Annotated in this window: 19 protein-coding genes and 1 pseudogene; 13 read left to right on the top strand and 7 right to left on the bottom strand. The window is 61.9% G+C overall.

The window, feature by feature from the left end; genetic code table 11:
• Nucleotides 1–544 precede the first annotated feature (544 nt).
• Nucleotides 545–1,674 (top strand): IS3 family transposase gene (locus tag IMCC21224_RS27130; RefSeq protein WP_156178107.1). Its coding sequence is split into 2 segments (ribosomal slippage): nt 545–785 and nt 785–1,674, totalling 1,131 coding nucleotides; the frame shifts between segments, so codons are not numbered across the junction.
• Here IMCC21224_RS27130 and IMCC21224_RS13790 read toward each other — a convergent pair.
• Nucleotides 1,624–2,232, bottom strand: coding sequence for a hypothetical protein (locus IMCC21224_RS13790; protein ID WP_197089209.1), 609 nt, complete (start codon nt 2,230–2,232; stop codon nt 1,624–1,626). The two genes, IMCC21224_RS27130 and IMCC21224_RS13790, sit on opposite strands and share 51 nt — an antisense overlap.
• A 120-nt stretch (nt 2,233–2,352) precedes the next feature.
• On the opposite strand from IMCC21224_RS13790, the pseudogene dusA reads away from it, so the two are divergent.
• Nucleotides 2,353–3,308 (top strand): annotated as a pseudogene (gene dusA / locus IMCC21224_RS13785) (tRNA dihydrouridine(20/20a) synthase DusA).
• Between the two features lie 162 nt (nt 3,309–3,470).
• Nucleotides 3,471–4,295 (top strand): sulfite exporter TauE/SafE family protein, encoded by an 825-nt coding sequence (locus IMCC21224_RS13780; RefSeq protein ID WP_047995844.1) that lies wholly within the window; start codon nt 3,471–3,473, stop codon nt 4,293–4,295.
• 72 nt (nt 4,296–4,367) lie between these two features.
• Here IMCC21224_RS13780 and IMCC21224_RS13775 read toward each other — a convergent pair whose 3' ends face one another.
• The 3 genes from IMCC21224_RS13775 to ccmI all read right to left on the bottom strand — a co-directional run bounded on the left by IMCC21224_RS13775 (nt 4,368) and on the right by ccmI (nt 6,467).
• Nucleotides 4,368–4,604, bottom strand: coding sequence for a DUF1289 domain-containing protein (locus tag IMCC21224_RS13775; protein ID WP_047995843.1), 237 nt, complete (start codon nt 4,602–4,604; stop codon nt 4,368–4,370).
• Nucleotides 4,605–4,640: 36 nt separating this feature from the next.
• Nucleotides 4,641–5,120: a Holliday junction resolvase RuvX gene (gene ruvX / locus IMCC21224_RS13770; RefSeq protein ID WP_047995842.1), complete on the bottom strand. Its 480-nt coding sequence runs from the start codon at nt 5,118–5,120 to the stop codon at nt 4,641–4,643.
• Nucleotides 5,121–5,231: 111 nt separating this feature from the next.
• On the bottom strand, nt 5,232–6,467 hold the full coding sequence (gene ccmI / locus IMCC21224_RS13765; RefSeq protein WP_197089208.1) for a c-type cytochrome biogenesis protein CcmI: 1,236 nt from the start codon (nt 6,465–6,467) through the stop codon (nt 5,232–5,234).
• Between the two features lie 245 nt (nt 6,468–6,712).
• On the opposite strand from ccmI, the gene IMCC21224_RS13760 reads away from it, so the two are divergent.
• From IMCC21224_RS13760 to rarD, 5 genes are all read left to right on the top strand, one after another.
• Entirely contained in the window at nt 6,713–6,967 is a 255-nt protein-coding gene (locus IMCC21224_RS13760) for a hypothetical protein (protein ID WP_047995841.1), read from the top strand.
• A 301-nt stretch (nt 6,968–7,268) separates the two neighbouring features.
• Nucleotides 7,269–7,679 (top strand): hypothetical protein, encoded by a 411-nt coding sequence (locus tag IMCC21224_RS13755; RefSeq protein WP_047995840.1) that lies wholly within the window; start codon nt 7,269–7,271, stop codon nt 7,677–7,679.
• A 104-nt stretch (nt 7,680–7,783) separates the two neighbouring features.
• Nucleotides 7,784–8,392, top strand: a complete 609-nt coding sequence (locus IMCC21224_RS13750) for a superoxide dismutase (protein ID WP_047995839.1) — start codon at nt 7,784–7,786, stop codon at nt 8,390–8,392.
• Nucleotides 8,393–8,576: 184 nt separating this feature from the next.
• The gene (locus IMCC21224_RS13745) at nt 8,577–9,032 is read left to right on the top strand and encodes an ester cyclase (RefSeq protein WP_197089207.1); all 456 of its coding nucleotides are present in this window, start codon (nt 8,577–8,579) and stop codon (nt 9,030–9,032) included.
• Between the two features lie 94 nt (nt 9,033–9,126).
• Nucleotides 9,127–10,080, top strand: a complete 954-nt coding sequence (rarD, locus tag IMCC21224_RS13740; protein ID WP_047995837.1) for an EamA family transporter RarD — start codon at nt 9,127–9,129, stop codon at nt 10,078–10,080.
• Here rarD and IMCC21224_RS13735 read toward each other — a convergent pair.
• Entirely contained in the window at nt 9,990–10,538 is a 549-nt protein-coding gene (locus IMCC21224_RS13735) for a TIGR00730 family Rossman fold protein (RefSeq protein WP_082135214.1), read from the bottom strand. The genes rarD and IMCC21224_RS13735 overlap by 91 nt on opposite strands.
• Before the next feature lie 120 nt (nt 10,539–10,658).
• Here IMCC21224_RS13735 and IMCC21224_RS26555 point away from each other — a divergent pair, with 120 nt between their 5' ends.
• The gene (locus IMCC21224_RS26555) at nt 10,659–12,284 is read left to right on the top strand and encodes a LysM peptidoglycan-binding domain-containing protein (RefSeq protein WP_053078979.1); all 1,626 of its coding nucleotides are present in this window, start codon (nt 10,659–10,661) and stop codon (nt 12,282–12,284) included.
• A 149-nt stretch (nt 12,285–12,433) separates the two neighbouring features.
• On the opposite strand, the gene IMCC21224_RS13725 is transcribed toward IMCC21224_RS26555, so the two are convergent.
• Nucleotides 12,434–13,414: a membrane dipeptidase gene (locus tag IMCC21224_RS13725; RefSeq protein ID WP_047995835.1), complete on the bottom strand. Its 981-nt coding sequence runs from the start codon at nt 13,412–13,414 to the stop codon at nt 12,434–12,436.
• Between the two features lie 336 nt (nt 13,415–13,750).
• Between IMCC21224_RS13725 and IMCC21224_RS13720 the strand changes: the two genes are divergently transcribed.
• Entirely contained in the window at nt 13,751–14,926 is a 1,176-nt protein-coding gene (locus tag IMCC21224_RS13720; protein WP_047995834.1) for an aspartate aminotransferase family protein, read from the top strand.
• Nucleotides 14,927–15,021: 95 nt separating this feature from the next.
• Nucleotides 15,022–15,948 carry an ornithine carbamoyltransferase gene (argF, locus tag IMCC21224_RS13715; protein ID WP_047995833.1) on the top strand — a complete coding sequence of 309 codons (927 nt, stop codon included), beginning with the start codon at nt 15,022–15,024 and terminating at the stop codon, nt 15,946–15,948.
• Nucleotides 15,949–16,026: 78 nt separating this feature from the next.
• Here the strand turns inward: argF and hrpB are convergent, their stop codons facing one another.
• Entirely contained in the window at nt 16,027–18,480 is a 2,454-nt protein-coding gene (hrpB, locus tag IMCC21224_RS13710) for an ATP-dependent helicase HrpB (protein WP_047995832.1), read from the bottom strand.
• A 184-nt stretch (nt 18,481–18,664) separates the two neighbouring features.
• On the opposite strand from hrpB, the gene meaB reads away from it, so the two are divergent.
• Nucleotides 18,665–19,663, top strand: coding sequence for a methylmalonyl Co-A mutase-associated GTPase MeaB (gene meaB / locus IMCC21224_RS13705; protein ID WP_047995831.1), 999 nt, complete (start codon nt 18,665–18,667; stop codon nt 19,661–19,663).
• On the top strand, nt 19,663–20,508 hold the full coding sequence (locus IMCC21224_RS13700; protein ID WP_047995830.1) for a hypothetical protein: 846 nt from the start codon (nt 19,663–19,665) through the stop codon (nt 20,506–20,508). Before meaB ends, IMCC21224_RS13700 begins: the two co-directional genes overlap by 1 nt.
• Nucleotides 20,509–20,551: the final 43 nt, after the last annotated feature.

Below are 20,551 nucleotides of genomic sequence, written 5' to 3'. Positions count from 1 at the left end.
GGTTGCGCCCGAAGCGTAAGCCTAGGGTTCAGTCTTGACGGCCTGGGGGCTGCAGGCCCCGCTTAAAAGAAAAGATAACGTCTGCCTGATAGGCAGTCTCTGCTCTTGGGCGAGGGATCGAAGCCGCAGGGCCGAGGCCCGGCACGGGGCTCGGTTCACAAGAGCCCGGATCGGACGTTAGGCCGATCGCGCCATCCTTCGCTGAGTGCAGCCTGAGCCAGACCAAAACCCGCATAAAGGGGTACTCGCTATGCTCGGAGCAAGTCCCCTCCGGGTAGCTTTACGCACGAACGTCAGCTATTCGGATTCTACGGCCAGCCGTCTGACCAAAACCAAGATCAGTATCACTGCAATGAACAGAAACACCGCACCGACAATCCACGCGATAGGTGTAGAGTAAATTTCAGCGACAGTTCCGGCCAAAACCAGACCCAATGCGGCCCCCAACTGTTGTATCAGCGATCTCAGAGATAGCATGGTCTGGACTTGTCGCGATTTAGTTCCGGTCTCTTTCGAGCGATATTCGCAATGAAGGAGACACAAATTGGCACCAAGATACAGCGACGAGTTCAGACGTGATGCGGTTCGCATTGCAACAAGCAGTGGACTGACGCGACCTCAGATTGCGTCTGATTTAGGGGTTGGTGTTTCGACACTGAACAAGTGGGTTCAACACCATCAGAATGATGACCTGATGTCCGGCCCGCATGAGGATGTGGAGAAGGAGAACGCCCGCCTTCGCAAAGAGAACCGGCTACTCCGCGAGGAGAGGGAAGTGTTAAAGAAGGCGACGATCTTCTTCGCAGGCCAAAAGGCGTGAGGTTTGCCTTTATCGACACCTGGAAGAAGATCTGGCCCATTGAGTTTCTATGCCGCGTTTTGCGGGTAACTTCCCGTGGGTTTCGCGCCTGGAAGATCCGCCCTATCAGCCGAAGCCAGCGAGATGACATGGTGCTGTTGGCCCATATCAGAGAACAACACCGCCTTAGCCTGCAAAGCTACGGCCGACCTCGCATGACGGAGGAACTGCGCGATCTCGGTCTTGTTGTCGGGCACCGCCGGGTAGGCCGGTTGATGCGTGAGAACGCGATCAAGGTTATTCGAACCCGTAAACATAAAGTCACGACTAACAGCAATCACGCCTTCAATGTCGCCCCCAACTTTCTTGATCAGGACTTCTCTGCTGATGGCCCAAACCAAAAATGGGCAGGGGACATTTCCTACATCTGGACGAGCGAGGGATGGCTGTATTTGGCAGTGATCATCGATCTTTACTCCCGCCGGGTCATTGGCTGGGCGGTCAGTAACCGGATGAAGCGGGACCTGGCCATCAAGGCATTAGACATGGCAGTAGGGCTGCGAAAGCCACCCAAAGGCTGTATCCATCATACGGATCGTGGCTCTCAATACTGTTCAGGTGACTATCAGAAAAGTCTGAAGCAGCATGGATTTCTGGTCTCAATGAGCGGCAAGGGAAATTGTTATGACAATTCCATGGTCGAGACCTTCTTCAAATCTCTGAAAGCCGAACTGATCTGGCGTCAGAAATGGGCGACCCGCAGACAAGCAGAAGGAGCAATATTCCAATACATCAATGGGTTCTACAACCCGCGAAGACGGCATTCATCCCTTGGCGGGAAAAGTCCCTTGGCTTTCGAGAGACGGGCTGCCTAACATGAGCTGAGAGACCGGAACTTTTGCGTGGCAAGTCCAGGTTCCGCTGCGCGGAACGGGAGATGATCCCAAACGGCGCGCGACGGTGATCGCGTCTCTCATCTCCCGGTCATCTAGGCGGAAGTCCCACATCGGTCGTGCTATGGCGAATATGGAGGCGAGATGGCTCGCGTAGTTCCCGACGGTTTGCGGTTGTCCGGGCAGAGACTGAAGGAACTCTATGATATCCTTCGACTTGGTGGTGGAACAGGGCAGATCGGCGATCGGGTAGGTGGCGATGGTCCTGAGGACCTGCGCCTTTGTGCGACCGATGTCCTTCACCGTTTCTTCGGTGTAGCGCTCGATCGCTTTGGACAGCGGAGGGTCGGATGCGTTCAACTCTTCCAGCGCACCAGCTTTTGCTAGCTCTTTCTCGCGTTTATTTATCCAGGCGGTCGCAGCTGGACGTCTGTCAAAAGTCTTCGTCTCGTGATAGACGGTGCCCTCGCGCATCACTCGTACACGTGCCCCGTAGCTGTGACTTCCATCCTTGCGCTTGCGTGTGGTGATCGAGCCCATGATGGTCTCCCCATTTGGTCCAAAATGAGCGGAAACGAGACGAACTATAGGTGCTTTTAAGTGGCTGAAAAATATAATAAACAAGACATATCGACGGCCTCCCGCCTGTCCGTTGCGCCCATGATGGATTGGACGGACCAGCATTGCCGATACCTGCACCGGCTCTTGTCGCGGAACGCGCTGCTTTATACCGAGATGGTGACCTCCCCCGCGCTGGTGCGTGGCGGCGCGCTGCATTTGTTGAATCATACGGGCGAGCATCCGGTGGCGTTGCAGCTGGGCGGGTCGGACCCGAGGGAATTGGCGCAGGCGGCGCGGCTGGGGCAGGCGGCGGGATATGACGAGATCAACCTGAATGTCGGTTGCCCCTCGGACCGGGTGCAGTCTGGGATGTTCGGTGCAGTGCTGATGAAGCAGCCGGATCTGGTCGCACGCTGTATTGTTGCAATGCAGGACGCTGTGGACATGCCCGTAACCGTGAAATGCCGCATCGGTGTGGATGATCAGCAGCCCGAGGAAATCCTGCCCGAATTTATTGCCCGTGTTGCTGCCACCGGATGCCAGACCTTTATCATTCACGCGCGCAAGGCTTGGTTGGACGGGCTTAGTCCAAAGGAGAACCGCGATATTCCGCCGTTGGATTATGCGCTGGTGAAGGCGATGAAGGGGTTGTTTCCGGCGCTTACCATTGTCATCAATGGTGGTATCACCGATCTGGATCAGGCGCGGCGTCTGCTGGACGCGGGGCTGGATGGGGTGATGCTGGGACGGGCAGCGTATCATCAGCCCTGGGATGCGCTGGGTCGGGCGGATCCCGAGATATTTGGTACGCCCGCTCCGTTCGAGAGCGCCCGGGATGCGGCACACGCCATGCTGCCCTATATCGAGGCGCATCTGATCGCGGGGGGGCGGCTGCACCAGATCACGCGCCACATGCTGGGTCTTTTTGCCGGTCAACCGGGGGGCGGCACTGGCGGCGCGCCCTGTCCGTAGGGGGCGCGCAGCGCGGGGCCGGGCCCGAATTGATTCTGGCGGCGCTTGATCGGATGGATGCGGCGGCGCCTGTGGTGACCTAGGGCACGAGGTCGGCTTAAATGCCAATCCGGTGATCGCCTGAATGGCACTCGTGCAGCACGACAAAACACCGAGGCGGCGGCTATTTGCGGCGGTGGCATTGCCAAGCGGCGCGTCAGCGGGTTTACCGATGGCAACGAGGCGACAGCAGAGGTGCAAGATCCATGCCAGACATTTCAACCTTGGTGCCGCTGGTCGGTCTGCTGCTGGTGGGCGGCGCTTTTGCCGGCCTGCTGGCCGGAATGCTGGGTGTGGGCGGCGGCATCATACATGTGCCGGTGTTCTTTTATGTTTTTCAGACGCTTGGATATGACAGCCCGCAACTGATGCAGATTTGTCTGGCGACATCCCTGGCGGCGATTATTGTCACTTCGATCCGGTCCGCAATGGCGCATCATCGGCGCGGTGCGGTGGACTGGTCGGTCTTGCGTGGCTGGGCGCCGGGGATTGTGATCGGCGCCCTGGTGGGGGTGGGGGTTGCAGCGGCGCTGCGGTCTACGACCCTTCAGATGATTTTCGGCGGCGTGGCGATTGTTATCGGGCTTTATCTGGCGTTTGGGCGACCATCGTGGCGGTTGGGGGGCGCGATGCCGACCGGAATGGTGCGGGCGGCGATGTCACCCGCTGTGGGGTTCCTGTCGGTACTAATGGGTATTGGCGGTGGCAGCCTAGGGGTGCCGATCATGACGCTGTTCGGGGTGCCGATGCATCGGGCGGTGGCAACGGCGGCCGGCTTTGGTGTTGTTATCGCGGTGCCATCGGTGGCGGCGTTCCTGACCGTGCAGATTGACCCCGGCGCCCGTCCCCCCATGACCATCGGAGCAGTCAACTTTGCGGCCTTTGCGGTGGCGGTGTCGACGACATTGGTCACGGCCCCCATCGGCGCGCAGATTGCGCACCGCCTTGATGCGCTGGTGCTGCGGCGGGTGTTTGCGGTGTTTATCCTGATTGTCGCACTGAACATGCTGCGCAAGGCGCTGTGGGGCTGATGGCCCACTGCCGCCACGGTTGACATAGCAGATTGGGCGTTGCGCGACATTCGCCAAAGTGCGCCCGTTCAGTCAGGTCCCACGCGCCAGACGTGCTGCACGGCCGCCGCGTCGTGTGCTCAGCGTTCCGGCGCGGTCGGGCAGGGTTGCCATGACGGTGCGTCGCTCATCACCGGACATTGTCGACCAGCGGGTGATTTCGTCGATGCTGCGCAGACAGCCAGTGCAAAGCCTCGATTCAGAGTGAATGACGCAGATCTTGATGCAGGGGCTTTCCACCTCATCGCGGGTCCAGATGTCGTCGCTCATGTCGGGCCTGCCTTGGGCGCTGGTGGTATCACGGGTTCAGACCTCTGTCTGGCGGATGTGGCGCAGCCTGTCCAGCACACCCTGCAGAATATACGAGGCGGCAACATGGTCGATCACCTCGGCGCGGCGTTTGCGGGATGTGTCCGCCTCAAGCAGGGCGCGGGTTGCGGCGACGGTCGACAGGCGTTCGTCCCAAAACCCGATTGGACCGGACCAGAGCCGTTCGAAATTACGCGCAAAGGCGCGGGTGGACTGACAGCGCGGCCCCTCGGAGCCGTCCATATTGCGCGGCAACCCAAGGATCACGCCGCCAATCTCGCGGTCCGCGACGATCTCTTGCAGGCGCGCGGCATCCAGAGTGAACTTGCGCCGCCGTACGGTTTCAAGCGGCGTCGCGACCGAGCGCAGCCGATCCGACACGGCAACGCCGATGGTCTTTTCCCCAAGGTCGAGGCCCATCAACGCGCTTTCGCGCGGCAGGGCGGCGTGGAAGGTCGCGATATCCTCAAAGATCATCTTGTACCTTGCGTGTTGTGGACCGGGTAAATCGTCCCGTTACTCTGTTCTGCTGCCGTCGTGTTGGCAGGTCGGCGGCCCCAAGCCGACGCAGTGTGCCGCCCGCGCGGGTCACGGAGCGATATTCGCATTGCGCGCCCCGTCGCGGACAATCTCAAGCGCGGCGTCGTTCCCGGCAAAGACCTCTTGCGCGTTTTCCCAGATGGCGATGGCCTGTTCAGCATTGCCGAGGACCCCATAGGCGCCGATCAGGCGGGCCCATTCCTCGGGTGTTCCGCCCTGGCTGGCGAGCCGGTCCGACAACTGACTGACCATGCCGCGGATCATCTCCTGGCGTTCTTCCGGGCTCAGGTTTTCTGCCGCTGCAATGTCATCCTGACCGGGGCCTGCGAGCGTTGTGCCGCCAAGATCGGGGATCTGGTAGCCCGTCACTCCGGCGCGCAGGGCAAGCTCCCCGATCTGGGCCGTGATTGGCGGCACCCAGGCGTCGTCAGGGTTGCTTGCGCGCAGCAAGGTGTCCCACAGCCGAAATGCTACGTCGGGCCGGTCGTTCTGTTGCAGCATCAGACCACCATAATACCGCGCCACACCGTTGTTGGGGTCACGGGACAGTGCGCCATCCAGAACCCGCTCGGCCTCGGGGGAAACATAGCCGCCGGCGGCGAGCACCATCATATCGGCCAGATCGGCATAATCACGCGCGGTGGCGTCGTCGCCCCGGATCGCGACGATACGTTCCTGCGCCATATAGGCGCGGATGAAATTTCCCAGTGTGGCCTCACTGCGGGCCAGCAGCACGTGCCCTTGCAGATCGTCGGGGCGGTCCTCGACCGCCTGACGCAGACGATCCACCAGCGCCAGATATTCTTTGGGCGCATCGGTGGCGGGCAGAGGGGGGAGCTGCCCCTCTGCCTCGATCTGCGAGGGGCGGTTTTTGCGGCGCTCATCAGCGGCGGCGATCCGGTCCCGGAGCGCGAGATCACCATATCCCGGCACGCCAAGCGTGCTGTACAGCCCATACCCGCCAACCAGAACGATGATCAGGATCAGACCGGCAGTGGCGAGCGCCACACCGCGCGGAGCCTGCGTTGCGGTGACGGTCGCGCGCAGTTCGGCGTCGGCGGCCAGGATGCGCCGCGATATTTCGGCGCGCAGCCGTTCGGCATCCGCCTCGGCCAGCACACCGCGCGCGACATCGCGTTCGACCTCGCGCAGCTGATCGCGGTAAACCTGCAGATCCGAACTGTCAGCCACACCGCCGTCAGGGCGGTTCCGCAACAAGGCAAGCACCAGCAAGGCCACGACAACAAGGCCAAGCGCGCCGCTGATGATCCAGAAAGGTATCATGCCGTCTCCTCAGATATATCCTGCTGATCATGTAACGCCCGCACCATCGGCACAAAAGGGCAAATGCGGCGGGTGCCTCGCCATGTCGCAACTGCAGGGGGCTGCGATGTCGGCAGAACATCGCCGGGCATAGGGTCGATGTCGGCGAAAAATCGTTCTCGATCGTCGGGACTGACGCCGGATTGGAACCGGGCAGTGTCTGGGTGGGTTTCCTCAACACTGAGATTTTGCACAGGAGTGGTAAAATGCACGATACGAACCTGCCCCCCGAAAGGCATCGCGGCGCGGCGCGCTTGGGCCGCCATACCGGAATTGCCTATGTTGTCGGTATTCTGGCTGTCGTGGCTCTTCTTGTCTTTGTTGTTTTCAGCGATGGCACCAGCGATGTTTCGAACGACAATGGTGAGGCCAATATCCCCTTGGACGGCGCGAGTGACGCGGTGAACAACGCAGCAGAGGCGATTGACAACACGGTTGATGGGGCTGTCGACGGCAACTGAAATCCAGCCGAAACGCACAGCGATGTGATCCATTCTGTCGTTGGGACAAGTGTGCGATAATTCGTCAAAGAATAATGGTGCAGCTTCTCATTCCTTGTTTCGTGTGATGTCGCGGCTGAACAACCGGTCAGAGCTTTCTTCGTTGATAGCCTGACGCAGCGTTGCGCCGGTCCTGAGAACCGCAGATTTCCTGTGTGCGGTGCTGTCTGCCCGCCCCCGAGAGAGAAAGCTGCAGGTGCTTGGTTGCCTTGTCGGTCATTCTCCTCAAGGTTGGACACGACAAGACCACAGGGGTTCGGGCATGGGGCGATGGATTTTGGCGGCAGCGGTGCTGCTGCTGACGGCGGCGCGTGCGCAGGCTGCGGACACGTATGTATGCCAGATCGCTGGATATGATGCGCGTGGCTGGATTCCCGAGGTGCTGTTTCTGGGTGACGACCGCGAGGTTGGTCGCGTTATTGTCTCGGATCCGCTGATCCTTTACTTTAACGACAGTCAGCCGCTGACCGCGCGGATCGCGATCGAAAACGTCCACCGCATCACCTTTGTCTGGACGCTGGATTTGCGCGCAGTGCCCAATCTTGGAATGACGCGATTGCGCTATCGGGCGACCTATCTCAAGGCTACGCAGGCGCTTCACATGTCGGCTACGGCGGTGGGTGACGACGCTGTTTTCACCGGCTCGGGAACTTGCAAGACCGCGCCGCGTTGATCCATTACAATGCCTGTGTCCACACAATCCGAGCCTTGACGCCGGACGGTTCTGGGATCAGGTAAAGGACGGTATAACCTGACATATTCAAGAGGGGTCACATCATGGCTTTTGAACTTCCCGATCTTCCCTATGCCCACGACGCGCTTGCCAGCAAGGGCATGTCCAAGGAGACGCTGGAATATCACCACGATATCCACCACAAGGCGTATGTTGACAACGGATCCAAGCTGATTGCCGGCACTGAGTGGGAGGGCAAGTCGGTCGAAGAGATCGTCAAAGGTACCTATGACAAGTCCGCTGTGGCGCAGTCGGGCATCTTCAACAATGCCTCGCAGCACTGGAACCACACACAGTTCTGGGAGATGATGGGACCGGGCAACAACGCCATGCCTGGCGCACTTGAGAGCCGCCTCACCGAAGCTTTCGGTTCGATCGACAAGTTCAAGGAGGATTTCTCGGCTGCGGGCGCGGGTCAGTTCGGATCCGGATGGGCCTGGCTGGTGGTTGATGGCGACGGTTCGCTCAAAATCACCAAGACAGAGAACGGCGTGAACCCGCTGTGCTTTGGCCAAACTGCGCTTTTGGGCTGCGATGTCTGGGAGCACAGCTATTACATCGATTTCCGCAACAAGCGTCCCGCTTACCTGACCAACTTCCTTGACAATCTGGTGAACTGGGAAAACGTGGCGGCCCGCCTGTCGGCAGCCTGACTCAATCCATCACGTCCGACATTGATGCCCCGCGCGAAATCGCGGGGCGTTTTTTATGCGTCGGGATGGTAATATTTACCATGATAATTGGCAGAAGGCCTGCAGTTCTGGAAACCTCTCGGCGGCGCGCTATCCTCAACCGTTGTGAGTCAGAAATGGAATGATACAATCTGGAGGTGCGGGCATGAACAGGCTTGAGGCACGAGTCACGGCATTTATGAAACGCGTCTGGGTCCTTGGTGATATAGATGCAGCGCATGAGATGATGGCCGCCGATGCTGTAACGTCGGGACTCGAGGCTGAAACCCTTGAGGGGCCGTCGGATTACCTGCGCTATCACAGGATGATTGCGCGGCAATTCGACAATATCGCCTATCGTACACTGCAAGCAGTCGAAAACGACAACTGGGTGGCCATCATGGGTGAGATGTCCGGTGTCGAGATCCGTTCAGGCAGGCGCGTCTGCGTCAGGCTGCATTACATGATGCGGTTCGAAGATGATCTGATCACCGAAATAAGCAGCCTCGTCGATTTTCTGAGCCTTTTTGAGCAAGTCGGGCGTCTGCCGCCGCGCACGCTTGACCTGTGCTTGATGGAACAACGGCTGGAAGTGCAGCCCCGAACGGAACGGGCCTCGTAGCGATGGCAGGTGCGCGGACCAGGCCCCCGGATCATGTTGCGATGGTTCATCGCCGCAGCTAAGACCCTCAGAACGCAGGGCAAGGGGAACGACAATGCAGGACGCACGCGCCGGGGTTCTGGCGATGATTCTGGCCTGTACGATCTGGGGCCTGTCGCCACTTTACTACAAATTGCTTGCGACGGTGCCACCTCTCGAAGTGCTGTCGCACCGGACGCTATGGTCGGCGGGCTTTTTCATGATCGTGTTGTTGGTGCAGGGGCGTTTTGGTCGGCTGGTGGCTGCGTTGTCAGGACTGCGTGCGGCGGCGGTGCTTGGTTTTGCGGCGCTGATGATTTCGACCAACTGGTTCCTGTTCATTATGTCGGTCCAGATTGGCCGCACCACCGAAGCATCGCTAGGATATTACATATTTCCGCTGGTCGCGGTTCTGCTTGGCGTGGTGGCGTTTGGCGAACGGTTGGGCCGAGGGCAGGCGGTCGCAGTCGCGCTGGCCGTGATCGCTGTGCTGGTGCTGTCAGTGGGGTTGGGGGCAGCACCCTGGATCTCGCTGGTGCTCGCCGCAACATTCGGCCTTTATGGTCTGATCAAAAAGCGCCTCACGGTGGGTCCGGTGGTATCAGTCACTGCCGAGGTGATGCTGCTCAGTCCGCTGGCAGCAGGCTGGCTGGTCTGGCTGCATTTTACCCCCGGCGGCGGGGCTTTTGGTGAGGATGCGGTGATCAGCCTGCTGCTGGCGCTGTCAGGCCCGTTGACGGCTGTGCCACTGATCCTGTTCGCGTATGCTTCGCAACGGGTGACGATGGCCAGCATTGGCCTGCTGCAATATATAAACCCGACATTGCAGTTCGTCTGCGCTGTGATGATATTTGGCGAACCTTTCGGCCTTGTCCACGCTATCGCATTTGGCCTGATCTGGACCGCGCTGGCGCTCTATTCAGGGGCTGCCTGGCGGCATCAGAGCGTGCGGCGCAGAGCGTCTATTATCGCGTCTGCCGTTGGTTCGCTGCCGACGAACCCGGCGATCGAAGCATCAGCAAAGCCATGATCGACCACATGTTGCAGCAGCGCGTTCAGTGGATCCCAATAGCCGTTGACGTTCATCAGAAAGATCGGTTTTCCATGCAAGCCCAGCTGTCGCCAGGTCAGTACCTCAAAGAATTCGTCCAGTGATCCGGCGCCGCCCGGCATCACAACGATGGCGTCGGCGTTCATCACCATGACCTTTTTACGCTCGTGCATGGTTTCGGTCACGACAAAGCGGGTAAGGTCGGTTTTGCCCACTTCCCAGGCCAACAGATGCTGCGGGATCACGCCAAAGGTGTCACCCCCAGCCGCCTGAGTCGCCCGCGCGACGATCCCCATAAGGCCAACATCCCCGGCACCATACACCAGCCGCCAACCCTCAGCGGCAATGGCGCGCCCCAATGCCTCGGCTTCGGTGGCAAAGGTCGGGTCACTGCCTGATCGTGCGCCGCAATAGACACAAATTGATTTCATTGTCATTTTTGGGGTCCGATCCGGCGATGTGGTTTTGACCCGTGATAGCGCGCTTGCTATATTCGCTCAACCACGCAGGCGGGCATCCGGGGATGTTGGCGCGCAATGCACGGGACTGGATTAAATATGAGCAAGGGCGGCTTGGCGAGCGGCACCACAGGACTGGCCCTTGGCGGGCTCGCTGCGGTGGGATTGGTGGCGGTCGCGCTGCTGGTCAGCGGACGGATGTCGACCGCACCCGGCGCGAATTCTGGCGTGGCGTCGGTTACACAGGGCAGCAACGACGCCGCTGTGCCTGCCGATGACCCGCCCGCAGGTGAGGCGTCGCTGCAGTCAACTGCAACGACCCCGCCAGAACTGAATGTCGACGCAGCGACATCAACAAATGTGCCGATGGCTGCAGCTCCGGCGCCGCCGACCTTCGACCTGGTGCGGGTCGAAGCGGACGGCACCACGCTTGTCGCCGGAATCGCCGAGGCGCAAAGCGATGTGGAAATCCTGGTCGATGATCAGATTGCAGCCGCGGCAGTGTCGGACGGAACCGGAAAGTTTGTCGGATTTCTGACCCTTGCCCCCAGTGCTGCCGCACGGAAGCTGAGCCTTGTTATGCGGATCGGCGGCGTCAGAACCCAGTCCGAGGATACGGTCCTTATTGCGCCAACGCTGGGGACACAGATCGCCTCGGCTTTGCAGAACGGCAGTGATCCGTCCAACCCGGAAGTTGCACCCGCCACTGTGGCGCAGTCCCCATCCGAGGTCTCGGTGACATTCCCCATGGTCGCAGCCGATGTGGCACAAGTCGTAGTTGTCACAGACGACGCTGTCGCCGCACCTTCGGTCGTTCGAGGGGCGTCAGACCCGGTAGGGGTCGAGACGAGTTACGTGGTCGATCAGGGCGCGGCTGAGATAGAGACAGCACAAGACAGATTCGAACCGAACGCCGGGGCAGACGGGATTGCCATGATTGCCGACCAGGTGGACACAGCCAGCACGCCGCCGCCCGAAGAGGCGGGTGAGGAAGCATCGGGGCTGGCATCTGCCCAGCCAGATGCCGCAGCACCAGACGGTAAAATACCCACCGCATTGGCGGCTGTGACGGCCGCCACCTCCGCCGCTCAGTCGGGGGGAAGTGCTGCCGCGACTGCTGAAATCGCAGAGATCACGAGACCCGCGCCAATCGCCCCGGCTCCGCAGCCCGCCGCGGCGCCGACGGTGATCCTGTCCAGCCGTGCCGGGATCGAGGTGCTCCAGGCCCCTGCACCGACTGCGGATGTACCAGAGGCGCTGACGGATGTGGCGCTCGATGCCATCACCTATGAGGATGACGGCAACGTGATCCTCACCGGGCGCGGGCGCGGCGCCGCGCAGGTGCGGATCTATCTTGATAATGCCCCCGTGACGACATCCCGGATTCGCGCTGACGGGCGCTGGCGCGTGGCGCTGCCAGATGTTGCCACCGGCATCTATACCTTGCGGGTCGATCAATTGCGCGACGATGGATCGGTCGGTGCGCGGGTTGAAAGCCCGTTTAAGCGCGAAGAGGTCGCGGTTCTGGCCGCCGTGGCAGCGTTGAGCGATGGCGTGGCTGCGCAAGCGGTGACGGTGCAGCCAGGGCATACGCTCTGGGCGATTGCCCGCGACCGTTATGGCGAAGGTATCGCCTATGTCCGGGTCTTTGACGCCAATCGCGGCAGCATTCGCAATCCGGACCTGATCTACCCGGGGCAGGTCTTTGCCCTGCCAGAGCCTTGACGCCGCTCACTTGGCGACGTCGTGGATTTGCGTATTTAAAAAGAGAAGAAGCTGGGAGTGTGTATTGTCATTTTGAAGCTGGGCTAAAATGCGTAGGGTTCAGGTGTTCCGAATTCGGTGTGCCGTCTTTGAAACAGGGGACGTACAGGTCACTTTGGTCCAAAGCTGTGGCGATAGAACCGCAGCCAGTTGCCGCCCATGATTCCGTCCGTTTCGTCGCGGGAAAATCCGGTATCGCGCAGGCCGTCACGGATGTTGTCCCAGTCGCGATTGTCCTTAAACCAATCTGGCATTGGCGGAAATCCGGGCGCGGTGGCCGAGCCTTCGCCATACTCGACATTCTTGGTCCAGCGACCCGCGCGCATCCACTCGACCACGCTGTCGGGCTGATCCTGGCATAGATCCGAGCCAAGGCCGAGATTTTCGGCACCGTAGCGCGACGCCGCTTCGGCGATCATCTCGCAGAACTGCGAGAGTGTGCAGTTGGTCCCGCCGGCCAGATGATGCGGATAAAGCGAAAATCCCAGCATCCCACCCGCATTTGTCAGCGCCCGTAATACTGTGTCGGATTTGTTGCGCAACGCAGGATGCCACCAGTCGGGATTGGCGTGGGTGATTGCGACGGGCCGGGTCGAATGTTCTATGGCTTCGAGGGTCGAACGCTCGGCCGAATGGCTCATGTCGATCACCAGCCCGACGCGGTTCATTTCGGTTACAACGGCGCGACCCATGCGGGTAAGACCGGTGTCGTCCTCCTCATAACAACCAGTCGCCAGCAACGACTGGTTGTTATAGGTCAGTTGCATAAAACGCACCCCCAGTTGGTACACGATCTCGACCAGGCCGATGTCATCGCCAATCGGCGAGGGGTTCTGAAATCCAAAGAAAATCGCGGTGCGGTTGGTGTCGCGCGCCAACTCCACGTCATCGGCTGTGCTGCCCCTGAAAATCAGATGCGGCAGCGCTTCGAATCGGCGGTTCCAGACTTCGAGATTCGACACCATCTCGCGAAAGGATTCATGGTAGGCGATGGTGACATGCACGGCGTCGACGCCACCGCTGCGCATCTGGCGAAAGATTTTCTCAGACCAGTTGGCATATTGCAGATTGTCGATCACCGGGGCGCGCATGAGGCGACGCTAGCCAATCGACTGGCGGGGTGCAAATTTAATCGCGGTCGTGGCGCGGATCGCCTGCGATGTGCCATTGGGGTGCACATCCCGAGATCAGAGGGCCGCGCCAGCATCCGTTCCGGTTCTGCTGCTACCAGCGCAATAACGCTTGCTTTCGGGCGCAGGATTGGTATGCCAATGGGTATGAACGCCATGCAGATCATCCGACGAGACATCTGATCTCTTTTATGCGGCAGGCCACTGGTCTGTCGGTTCTGCCGGTTCTATTCCCAAATACCTTGACTTGCCCGCATGCCCTTGGCACCAATCGGGCTTTCCCATGAGGACCTGACCATGATCCCTTCCGTCCTGCCGACCTACAACCGTGCGCCGCTCAGCTTTGTCAAAGGCGAAGGCAGCTGGCTGATCGAGGCGGACGGGCGCCGATTTCTCGACCTTGGGGCCGGCATTGCCGTCAACGTCATGGGTCACGCCCATCCGGTGCTGGTCGCGGCATTGACCGAACAGGCGGGCAGTCTGTGGCATGTGTCCAACCTTTACCAGATCCCGCAGCAGCAGAAGCTGGCGGATCTGCTTGTCGAACATACCTTTGCGGACACCGTGTTCTTCACCAATTCCGGTACCGAGAGCTGCGAACTGGCGGTCAAGATGGCGCGCAAATACTGGTACGACAAGGGCCAGACTGAGCGGACGGATATCATCACCTTCGCAGGTTCGTTCCACGGTCGCTCTTCGGCTGGCATTGCTGCCGCGGGGTCCGAGAAAATGATCAAGGGCTTTGGCCCGATTTTGCCCGGTTTTGTGCATTTACCTTGGGGCGATCTGGATGCGCTCAAGGCAGCCGTGAGCGACACCACCGCCGCCATCCTGATTGAACCGGTACAAGGCGAAGGCGGCATCCGCCCGCTGTCCGACGCCGACCTGCAAAACCTGCGCGCGCTCTGCGACGAAACCGGCACATTACTGATCCTCGACGAGGTGCAATGCGGCATGGGGCGGACCGGGCGGCTCTTTGCCCATGAATGGGCGGGCATCACCCCAGACATCATGATGGTGGCCAAGGGCATCGGCGGCGGCTTCCCGCTGGGCGCGGTACTGGCGACCGAAGAGGCGGCCTCGGGAATGACCGCAGGCACCCACGGGTCAACTTACGGCGGCAACCCGCTGGCCTGCGCTGTGGGTTGCGCAGTGATGGAATATGTAGCTGATCCCGACTTTCTGGCCGATGTGAACGCGCGCGCCGGCACCCTGCGGCAAAAGCTCGAAGGGCTCGTCGCAGCTCATCCCGATGTGTTCGAAGAGGTGCGCGGCGCAGGTCTGATGATCGGCCTGAAATGCCGCGTGCCGAACGGTGACGTGTTGCAGGCCTGCTATGGTCAGGAGCTGATCACCGTACCCGCGGCGGACAACGTCATCCGCCTGCTCCCCCCGCTAACCATCACACCCGACGAGATTGCCGAAGGTGTCGCCCGTCTCGATCGCGCGGCGGCTTCGCTCATCAATCCCTGATCCTTCGCGCCGGATTCCGCTTTTCCGGCCACAGATATCCCGGGACCGGGGGCAGTGCCCCCGCAGTCCCGGCCTTAGCAAAAAGACCCGACCGTATGAACCATTTCCTCGATATCCACAAAACTGATCCGGACGCGCTGCGGGCCATGATCGACCAGGCCCGCGCGATGAAGGTCGCCCGTGGCGCAGCGCCAAAGGGCACACCCGACGCCGAACAACCCCTTGCGGGCCGCATGGTGGCGCTGATTTTTGAGAAACCCTCGACCCGGACGCGGGTGTCGTTTGACGTTGGCGTGCGCCAGATGGGCGGGCAGACCATGGTGCTGTCGGGCAACGATATGCAACTTGGCCACGGCGAAACCATTGCCGACACCGCCCGCGTGCTGTCGCGTTATGTCGACCTGATCATGATCCGCACCTTTGACGAGGCGGTGCTGACCGAGATGGCGGAATTCGCGACCGTTCCGGTGATCAACGGCCTGACCGACCGCACACATCCCTGCCAGATCATGGCAGATATCCTCACCTATGAGGAACACCGCGGCCCAATTGCCGGGAAAAAGGTGGTCTGGTCCGGGGATGGCAACAATGTCTGCAGCTCGTGGTTGCATGCCGCGACGCAATTCGGTTTCGACTTTACCTTTACCGGCCCGGTGCAACTTGATCCGGAAATGGAGTTCATCGGTCTTGCACGCAACGCTGGTGTCACGGTCGCCATCGAACGCGATGCCGTCAAGGCGGTGACCGGCGCTGACCTGATCGTTGCAGACACATGGGTCAGCATGCACGACGCCCAATCGGCGCGCGAACGTCGTCACAACATGCTGCGCCCTTATCAGGTGAACGAGGCGCTGATGGCCCACGCCAAACCCGACGCGCTTTTCATGCACTGCCTGCCCGCGCACCGCGAAGAGGAAGTGACCAGCGCCGTCATGGACGGCCCGCATTCGGTGGTGTTTGACGAAGCCGAGAACCGTCTGCATGCTCAAAAGGCCGTCATGCGCTGGTGTCTTGGCGTCTGATACCACGCATTTGCCTGTCCTTGGCCCGGTTGGTGGCCCGGTCGGTGCAGCACTGAGGTGTGAAGACGCGGTTCAGCGTCACTTGCGCGGTTTGGCCCGCAGCGTGGGGTCGGCGGCTCGGGGGTCATCGGGCCAGGGGTGACGGGGATATTGCCCGCGCATGTCTTTGCGCACGTCAGCGTAGGAACTGTCCCAAAAACCCGGCAGGTCCATCGTGGTCTGCACCGGCTTGCCTGCGGGCGACAGTAGAGTGACCCGTAGCGGTGCATTGCCGACGCAGGGGTGGTCGCTTTGGCCGAACATCTCTTGCAGGCGCAGGCTGATTTCGGGGAAATCACCGCTATAGTCGATTGGAATGTGTCGTCCCAAGGGGGTGGTGAATTGCGCAGGCACAGCCCGGTCGAGCGCTTGCATCTGTCCCCAGCCCAGACCGCCGCGCAGCGCCGGAAGCAGGTCGAACCGTTTCCAGTCGGCGGCGCTTTTGACGCCTGACAGATGCGGCAGCAGCCAGTCCTCCAGGGTTTGCATCAGCGCGGTCTCGGCCATGTCGGGCAGGTCGTGCCCGGCGGCCCGCGCCAGTGCGACGCGGGCGGCAAAGCGCCGCACCGCGTCGGAAAACACTAGCCCCAGTTGGCGCACACCGTCCAGCATCGCGCGTGCAATCGCATCCGGCGGGGCGTCCTTCCAGATCCGGTCATCCAGCGCAATCGCCCCCAGACGTTCCTGCTGGCGCGCCAGTACGCGGCGTTCGCGTTTGGACCAGGCGCAGACATCTTCCCAATGGATACGGTCGGCGAACAGTGCGCGCAGCGCCGCCTCTGAGGTCTGGATCGCCTGGCGAATACGCGCCTCGCGCGGGTTGCCGTCGGTGTCGGTGACAACGATCAGACGGGCGGCGGCGAGGGTGTCGTCGGACGCCAGCATTGCGCCTTTGCCTCCGGTCAGCTGATAGCGCGGCTCGTCCCCTTTGCGGCGCAGACCGATGCGGTCGGGATAGGCAAGCGCGGCCCAGTCGGCCGGTCCGGTCGCCGGTGTCGCCGGTCCGGTCCGAGGGCGTTTGACGGCGGCACGCAGACGGCGGATTTCTTGCCGGATGCGCTCAAGTGCCGGACGGTTCAAACCGTAGGGGCGGCTTTGCGCAAACCCCTTGGGGTCGCGCAGCGCCTCAAGCCGCAGCAGCAGGTCCGCCGGCGCGCCGATCACCGGGTCGCGATCGCTGAGCAGGGCGGCCAATGGTGCAGCCTCGGGTCCGGCAAGGCTGAGCATATGCGCCAGCCGCGGGTGCAGCGGCAGCGCGGCCAGGGCGCGACCATGTGCGGTGATGTGGCCCGCGCCGTCCAGCGCACCCAGCATCCGCAGCAATGCCTGCGCTTCTGCCAGTGCGCCGGGATGCGGCGGCGTCAACAACGGCAGATTTTCGGGGGCCGCCCCCCAGAGCGCACATTCCAGCGCAAGGCCAGTCAGGTCCGCCGCCTCGATCTCGGCCGGGGCAAAGGCCAGCAGCGCGCCCTCTTCGCCTTTGGTCCACAGCCGGTAGGCGGTGCCGGGGGCGACACGACCGGCGCGACCTGCGCGCTGGGTCGCCTCGGCCCGCGTCACCCGTTCGGTGACCAGCCGCGCCATGCCCGAACCGGGATCAAACCGCGCCCGGCGGGCGCGCCCGGCGTCAACCACCACGCGGATATCTTCGATGGTGAGCGAGGTCTCGGCGATCGACGTGGCCAGCACGATCTTGCGTCCCGTCGCCGCAGGTTGGATTGCGGCGCGTTGGGCGGCAAAGTCCATGGCACCAAACAGCGGGCGGATCAGGTGGTCGTCCGGCAGACGGCTTTGCAGCAGGGATTGCACGCGGCGGATCTCGCCCTCACCAGGCAGAAAGACCAGAACACCGCCGGTCGTCTCGGATGCGGCCTGAACCACCAGATCGGCGGTGGCCTGTTCCAGCCGCGCCGTACCAGGCAGAGGGCGGTCGAGCCAGCGCGTCTGAACCGGAAAGCTGCGCCCGGCCGAGGTGACGATCGGCGCATCCATCAGCGCGGCCACAGGGTCCGCGTCGAGTGTGGCAGACATCGCGATCAGGATCAGATCGTCGCGCAATGCCCCCGCGATTTCAAGGCAAAGCGCGAGGCCAAAATCGGCGTTCAGTGAACGTTCATGGAATTCGTCAAAGATGACCGCACCAATGCCGCGCAGTTCCGGGTCGGACTGGATGCGGCGGGTCAGGATGCCTTCGGTGACGACCTCGATCCGGGTTTTGGCGGACACCTGCGCCTCGCCTCGGATGCGGTAGCCGATGGTCTGGCCCAATGGTTCGTTCAGCGTATCGGCCATGCGCTGCGCGGCCGCCCGGGCAGCCAAGCGGCGCGGCTCAAGCATCAAAATGGTGCCCTGTGTCAGTGCGCTGTCAAGCATGGCAAGCGGCACGCGCGTCGTCTTGCCCGCGCCCGGTGGGGCCTGCAACACGGCGCGCCCCCGCGTACGGAGCGCCGCGATCAGGTCCGGCAGGGCGTCGTCTATTGGCAGGCGTGTCATTCGCCGGGTTATGGCCAAGGAACGGACTGGCGGCAAGGCGTCGCGGCGTGACGCCGGAGCCATAGCGGCGGAACCGCGGTCGGCAGGCGCGACAGAGGGGCAGGGCGAAAAACCGCTAGGGGCTCGGGGCTGGACAAGCGGTGTTGTGGCAGGGCATCTGGAGGGTGAGAGATGGAGGCAGAGCATGGATATCGCGGCGACGGCAACACAGATCCTGGCAGGCGAGCGGCGGGCGCTGGCGCGGGCGATCACCTTGGTCGAAAGCGGGCGGAGTGATCACCGCGCACAGGCGACCAACTTGCTTGAGACGCTGCGCGGTCATGGCCGGACTGCCTTGCGCATCGGGCTTTCGGGTACGCCGGGGGTCGGTAAATCAACCTTTATCGAAACCTTTGGCCTGATGCTGACCGGCATGGGAAAACGTGTGGCGGTACTGGCGGTTGATCCCAGTTCGGCGCGCTCGGGCGGATCGATTCTGGGCGACAAGACCCGGATGGAACGGCTGAGCCGCGACGCCAACGCCTTTATCCGCCCATCGCCCAGCCAGACCCATCTTGGCGGCGTGGCCCGACGCACCCGCGAGGCGATTGACCTGTCCGAGGCCGCCGGGTTCGACGTTATTTTGATCGAGACGGTCGGGGTCGGACAATCCGAGACGGTCGTGGCCGAGATGTCTGACATTTTCCTGCTGCTGCTGGCCCCGGCAGGGGGCGACGAATTGCAGGGGGTCAAGCGTGGCATCATGGAGATGGCCGACCTGATCCTGGTCAACAAGGCCGATGGCGATCTGCGGGCCGCTGCGACGCGGACCTGCGCCGACTATACTGGCGCGCTGCGGCTGCTGCGCAAAAGGGCGCAAGATCCCGAGGGCTTTCCCAAGGCGCAGATGGTGTCGGCGCTGGAAGACACCGGGCTGCAACTTGCCTGGGAAGAGATGGAGAAACTGGCGCACTGGCGCCGCGAGACGGGACATTGGGACCGCATTCGGGCCGAGCAGGCGCGCTATTGGTTCGAGGCCGAAGTGCGTGAGGGGTTGCTCGCCCGATTGCGGCGCGAACCGGTGCGCGGCGCGATGCTGGCGCTGGCGGACCGGGTTGAGGCGGGCGAAATAACGGCGGCCGCTGCTGCCGGTGAACTTCTGGACGGTACTTTGGCCGGATCAATGGGCGGGTCCGCAAACTGATGCGCGCGGACGTCGTCTTTGACGGCACGCAGTTGCGGGCAGATCTGTTTAATGCGCGCGCCACGTCACTGTTTGTGACCTTCCGCCAGCGATTGGCCACACCGGGGGCGTTTGATACGCCGCGCCCGGTGCGCAGCTTTGTCGACCGGGGCTATGCGCATCTGCATCTGCAGGCGCGGCACAACGACTGGTACATCAATGACGAAACAGTGGCGCTGGCGGATACCTTGCGCACGGTTTGCCAGTCCTATGCACGGGTGGTTGGCATGGGGTTCTCGATGGGCGGCTATGCGGCTTTGCGATTTTCCAGCGCGCTGGGACTGCGACATCTGATCGCCGTGTCGCCACAATTCAGCCTGTCACCAAAGGTGGTGCCGCAGGATCGGCGCTATCGTGACTGTGCTGGCGGGTTTGATGATGCTCTGGGCGATCTGGCGGTGCATGGTCGCGCCGCGCTGGCGGGCGTTGTCCTGTTTGATCCGTTCAAACCGTTGGACCGACTGAATGCCAATCTGATTGCGGCGACGTTCCCGCGCGTACAGCTGTGCCGGCTGGCCGGGTCTGGCCACCCTGCCAGCCGGATCCTGCGCGAGGGCGGGCGCTTTGGCGCATTGCAGGCGTTGTTGTTGCGCGGGCAGGTGATCCCTGCAGATGTCACGGCATTGCATCGTCAAAGCCGCCGGGACAGCCCGCTGTATTGGGACCAGATGGCCGGGATCGCGCGGCGGCGGGGTCGGCCCGCGCTGGCCGCCACCGCCGCGGCGCGATCAAAGGCGCTGGGTGAGGCGTCACAAACCGGTCAGACGCCTTATTCCGGGCGTGCCCCCCTTGACGCCAAGTGGTGAAACGCCTAACGACACCGGACGAGATTCTGGGCGCTGACAGATT

Source organism: Puniceibacterium sp. IMCC21224 (genome assembly GCF_001038505.1).
In the GTDB taxonomy this organism is placed as follows: domain Bacteria; phylum Pseudomonadota; class Alphaproteobacteria; order Rhodobacterales; family Rhodobacteraceae; genus Puniceibacterium.
This window is presented reverse-complemented; position numbering and strand designations above follow the sequence as displayed.

Bases quoted from the DNA above. Each gene is read 5' to 3' on its own strand.
- IMCC21224_RS13790 (WP_197089209.1), bottom strand. From the start codon at position 2,232: ATGGGCTCGATCACCACACGCAAGCGCAAGGATGGAAGTCACAGCTAC.
- IMCC21224_RS13760 (WP_047995841.1), top strand. From the start codon at position 6,713: ATGCACGATACGAACCTGCCCCCCGAAAGGCATCGCGGCGCGGCGCGC.
- IMCC21224_RS13775 (WP_047995843.1), bottom strand. From the start codon at position 4,604: ATGAGCGACGACATCTGGACCCGCGATGAGGTGGAAAGCCCCTGCATC.
- IMCC21224_RS13720 (WP_047995834.1), top strand. From the start codon at position 13,751: ATGATCCCTTCCGTCCTGCCGACCTACAACCGTGCGCCGCTCAGCTTT.
- ccmI (WP_197089208.1), bottom strand. From the start codon at position 6,467: ATGATACCTTTCTGGATCATCAGCGGCGCGCTTGGCCTTGTTGTCGTG.
- IMCC21224_RS13700 (WP_047995830.1), top strand. From the start codon at position 19,663: ATGCGCGCGGACGTCGTCTTTGACGGCACGCAGTTGCGGGCAGATCTG.
- hrpB (WP_047995832.1), bottom strand. From the start codon at position 18,480: ATGACACGCCTGCCAATAGACGACGCCCTGCCGGACCTGATCGCGGCG.
- IMCC21224_RS13755 (WP_047995840.1), top strand. From the start codon at position 7,269: ATGGGGCGATGGATTTTGGCGGCAGCGGTGCTGCTGCTGACGGCGGCG.
- argF (WP_047995833.1), top strand. From the start codon at position 15,022: ATGAACCATTTCCTCGATATCCACAAAACTGATCCGGACGCGCTGCGG.
- IMCC21224_RS13750 (WP_047995839.1), top strand. From the start codon at position 7,784: ATGGCTTTTGAACTTCCCGATCTTCCCTATGCCCACGACGCGCTTGCC.
- ruvX (WP_047995842.1), bottom strand. From the start codon at position 5,120: ATGATCTTTGAGGATATCGCGACCTTCCACGCCGCCCTGCCGCGCGAA.
- meaB (WP_047995831.1), top strand. From the start codon at position 18,665: ATGGATATCGCGGCGACGGCAACACAGATCCTGGCAGGCGAGCGGCGG.
- IMCC21224_RS13735 (WP_082135214.1), bottom strand. From the start codon at position 10,538: ATGACAATGAAATCAATTTGTGTCTATTGCGGCGCACGATCAGGCAGT.
- IMCC21224_RS13725 (WP_047995835.1), bottom strand. From the start codon at position 13,414: ATGCGCGCCCCGGTGATCGACAATCTGCAATATGCCAACTGGTCTGAG.
- IMCC21224_RS13780 (WP_047995844.1), top strand. From the start codon at position 3,471: ATGCCAGACATTTCAACCTTGGTGCCGCTGGTCGGTCTGCTGCTGGTG.
- IMCC21224_RS26555 (WP_053078979.1), top strand. From the start codon at position 10,659: ATGAGCAAGGGCGGCTTGGCGAGCGGCACCACAGGACTGGCCCTTGGC.
- IMCC21224_RS13745 (WP_197089207.1), top strand. From the start codon at position 8,577: ATGAACAGGCTTGAGGCACGAGTCACGGCATTTATGAAACGCGTCTGG.
- rarD (WP_047995837.1), top strand. From the start codon at position 9,127: ATGCAGGACGCACGCGCCGGGGTTCTGGCGATGATTCTGGCCTGTACG.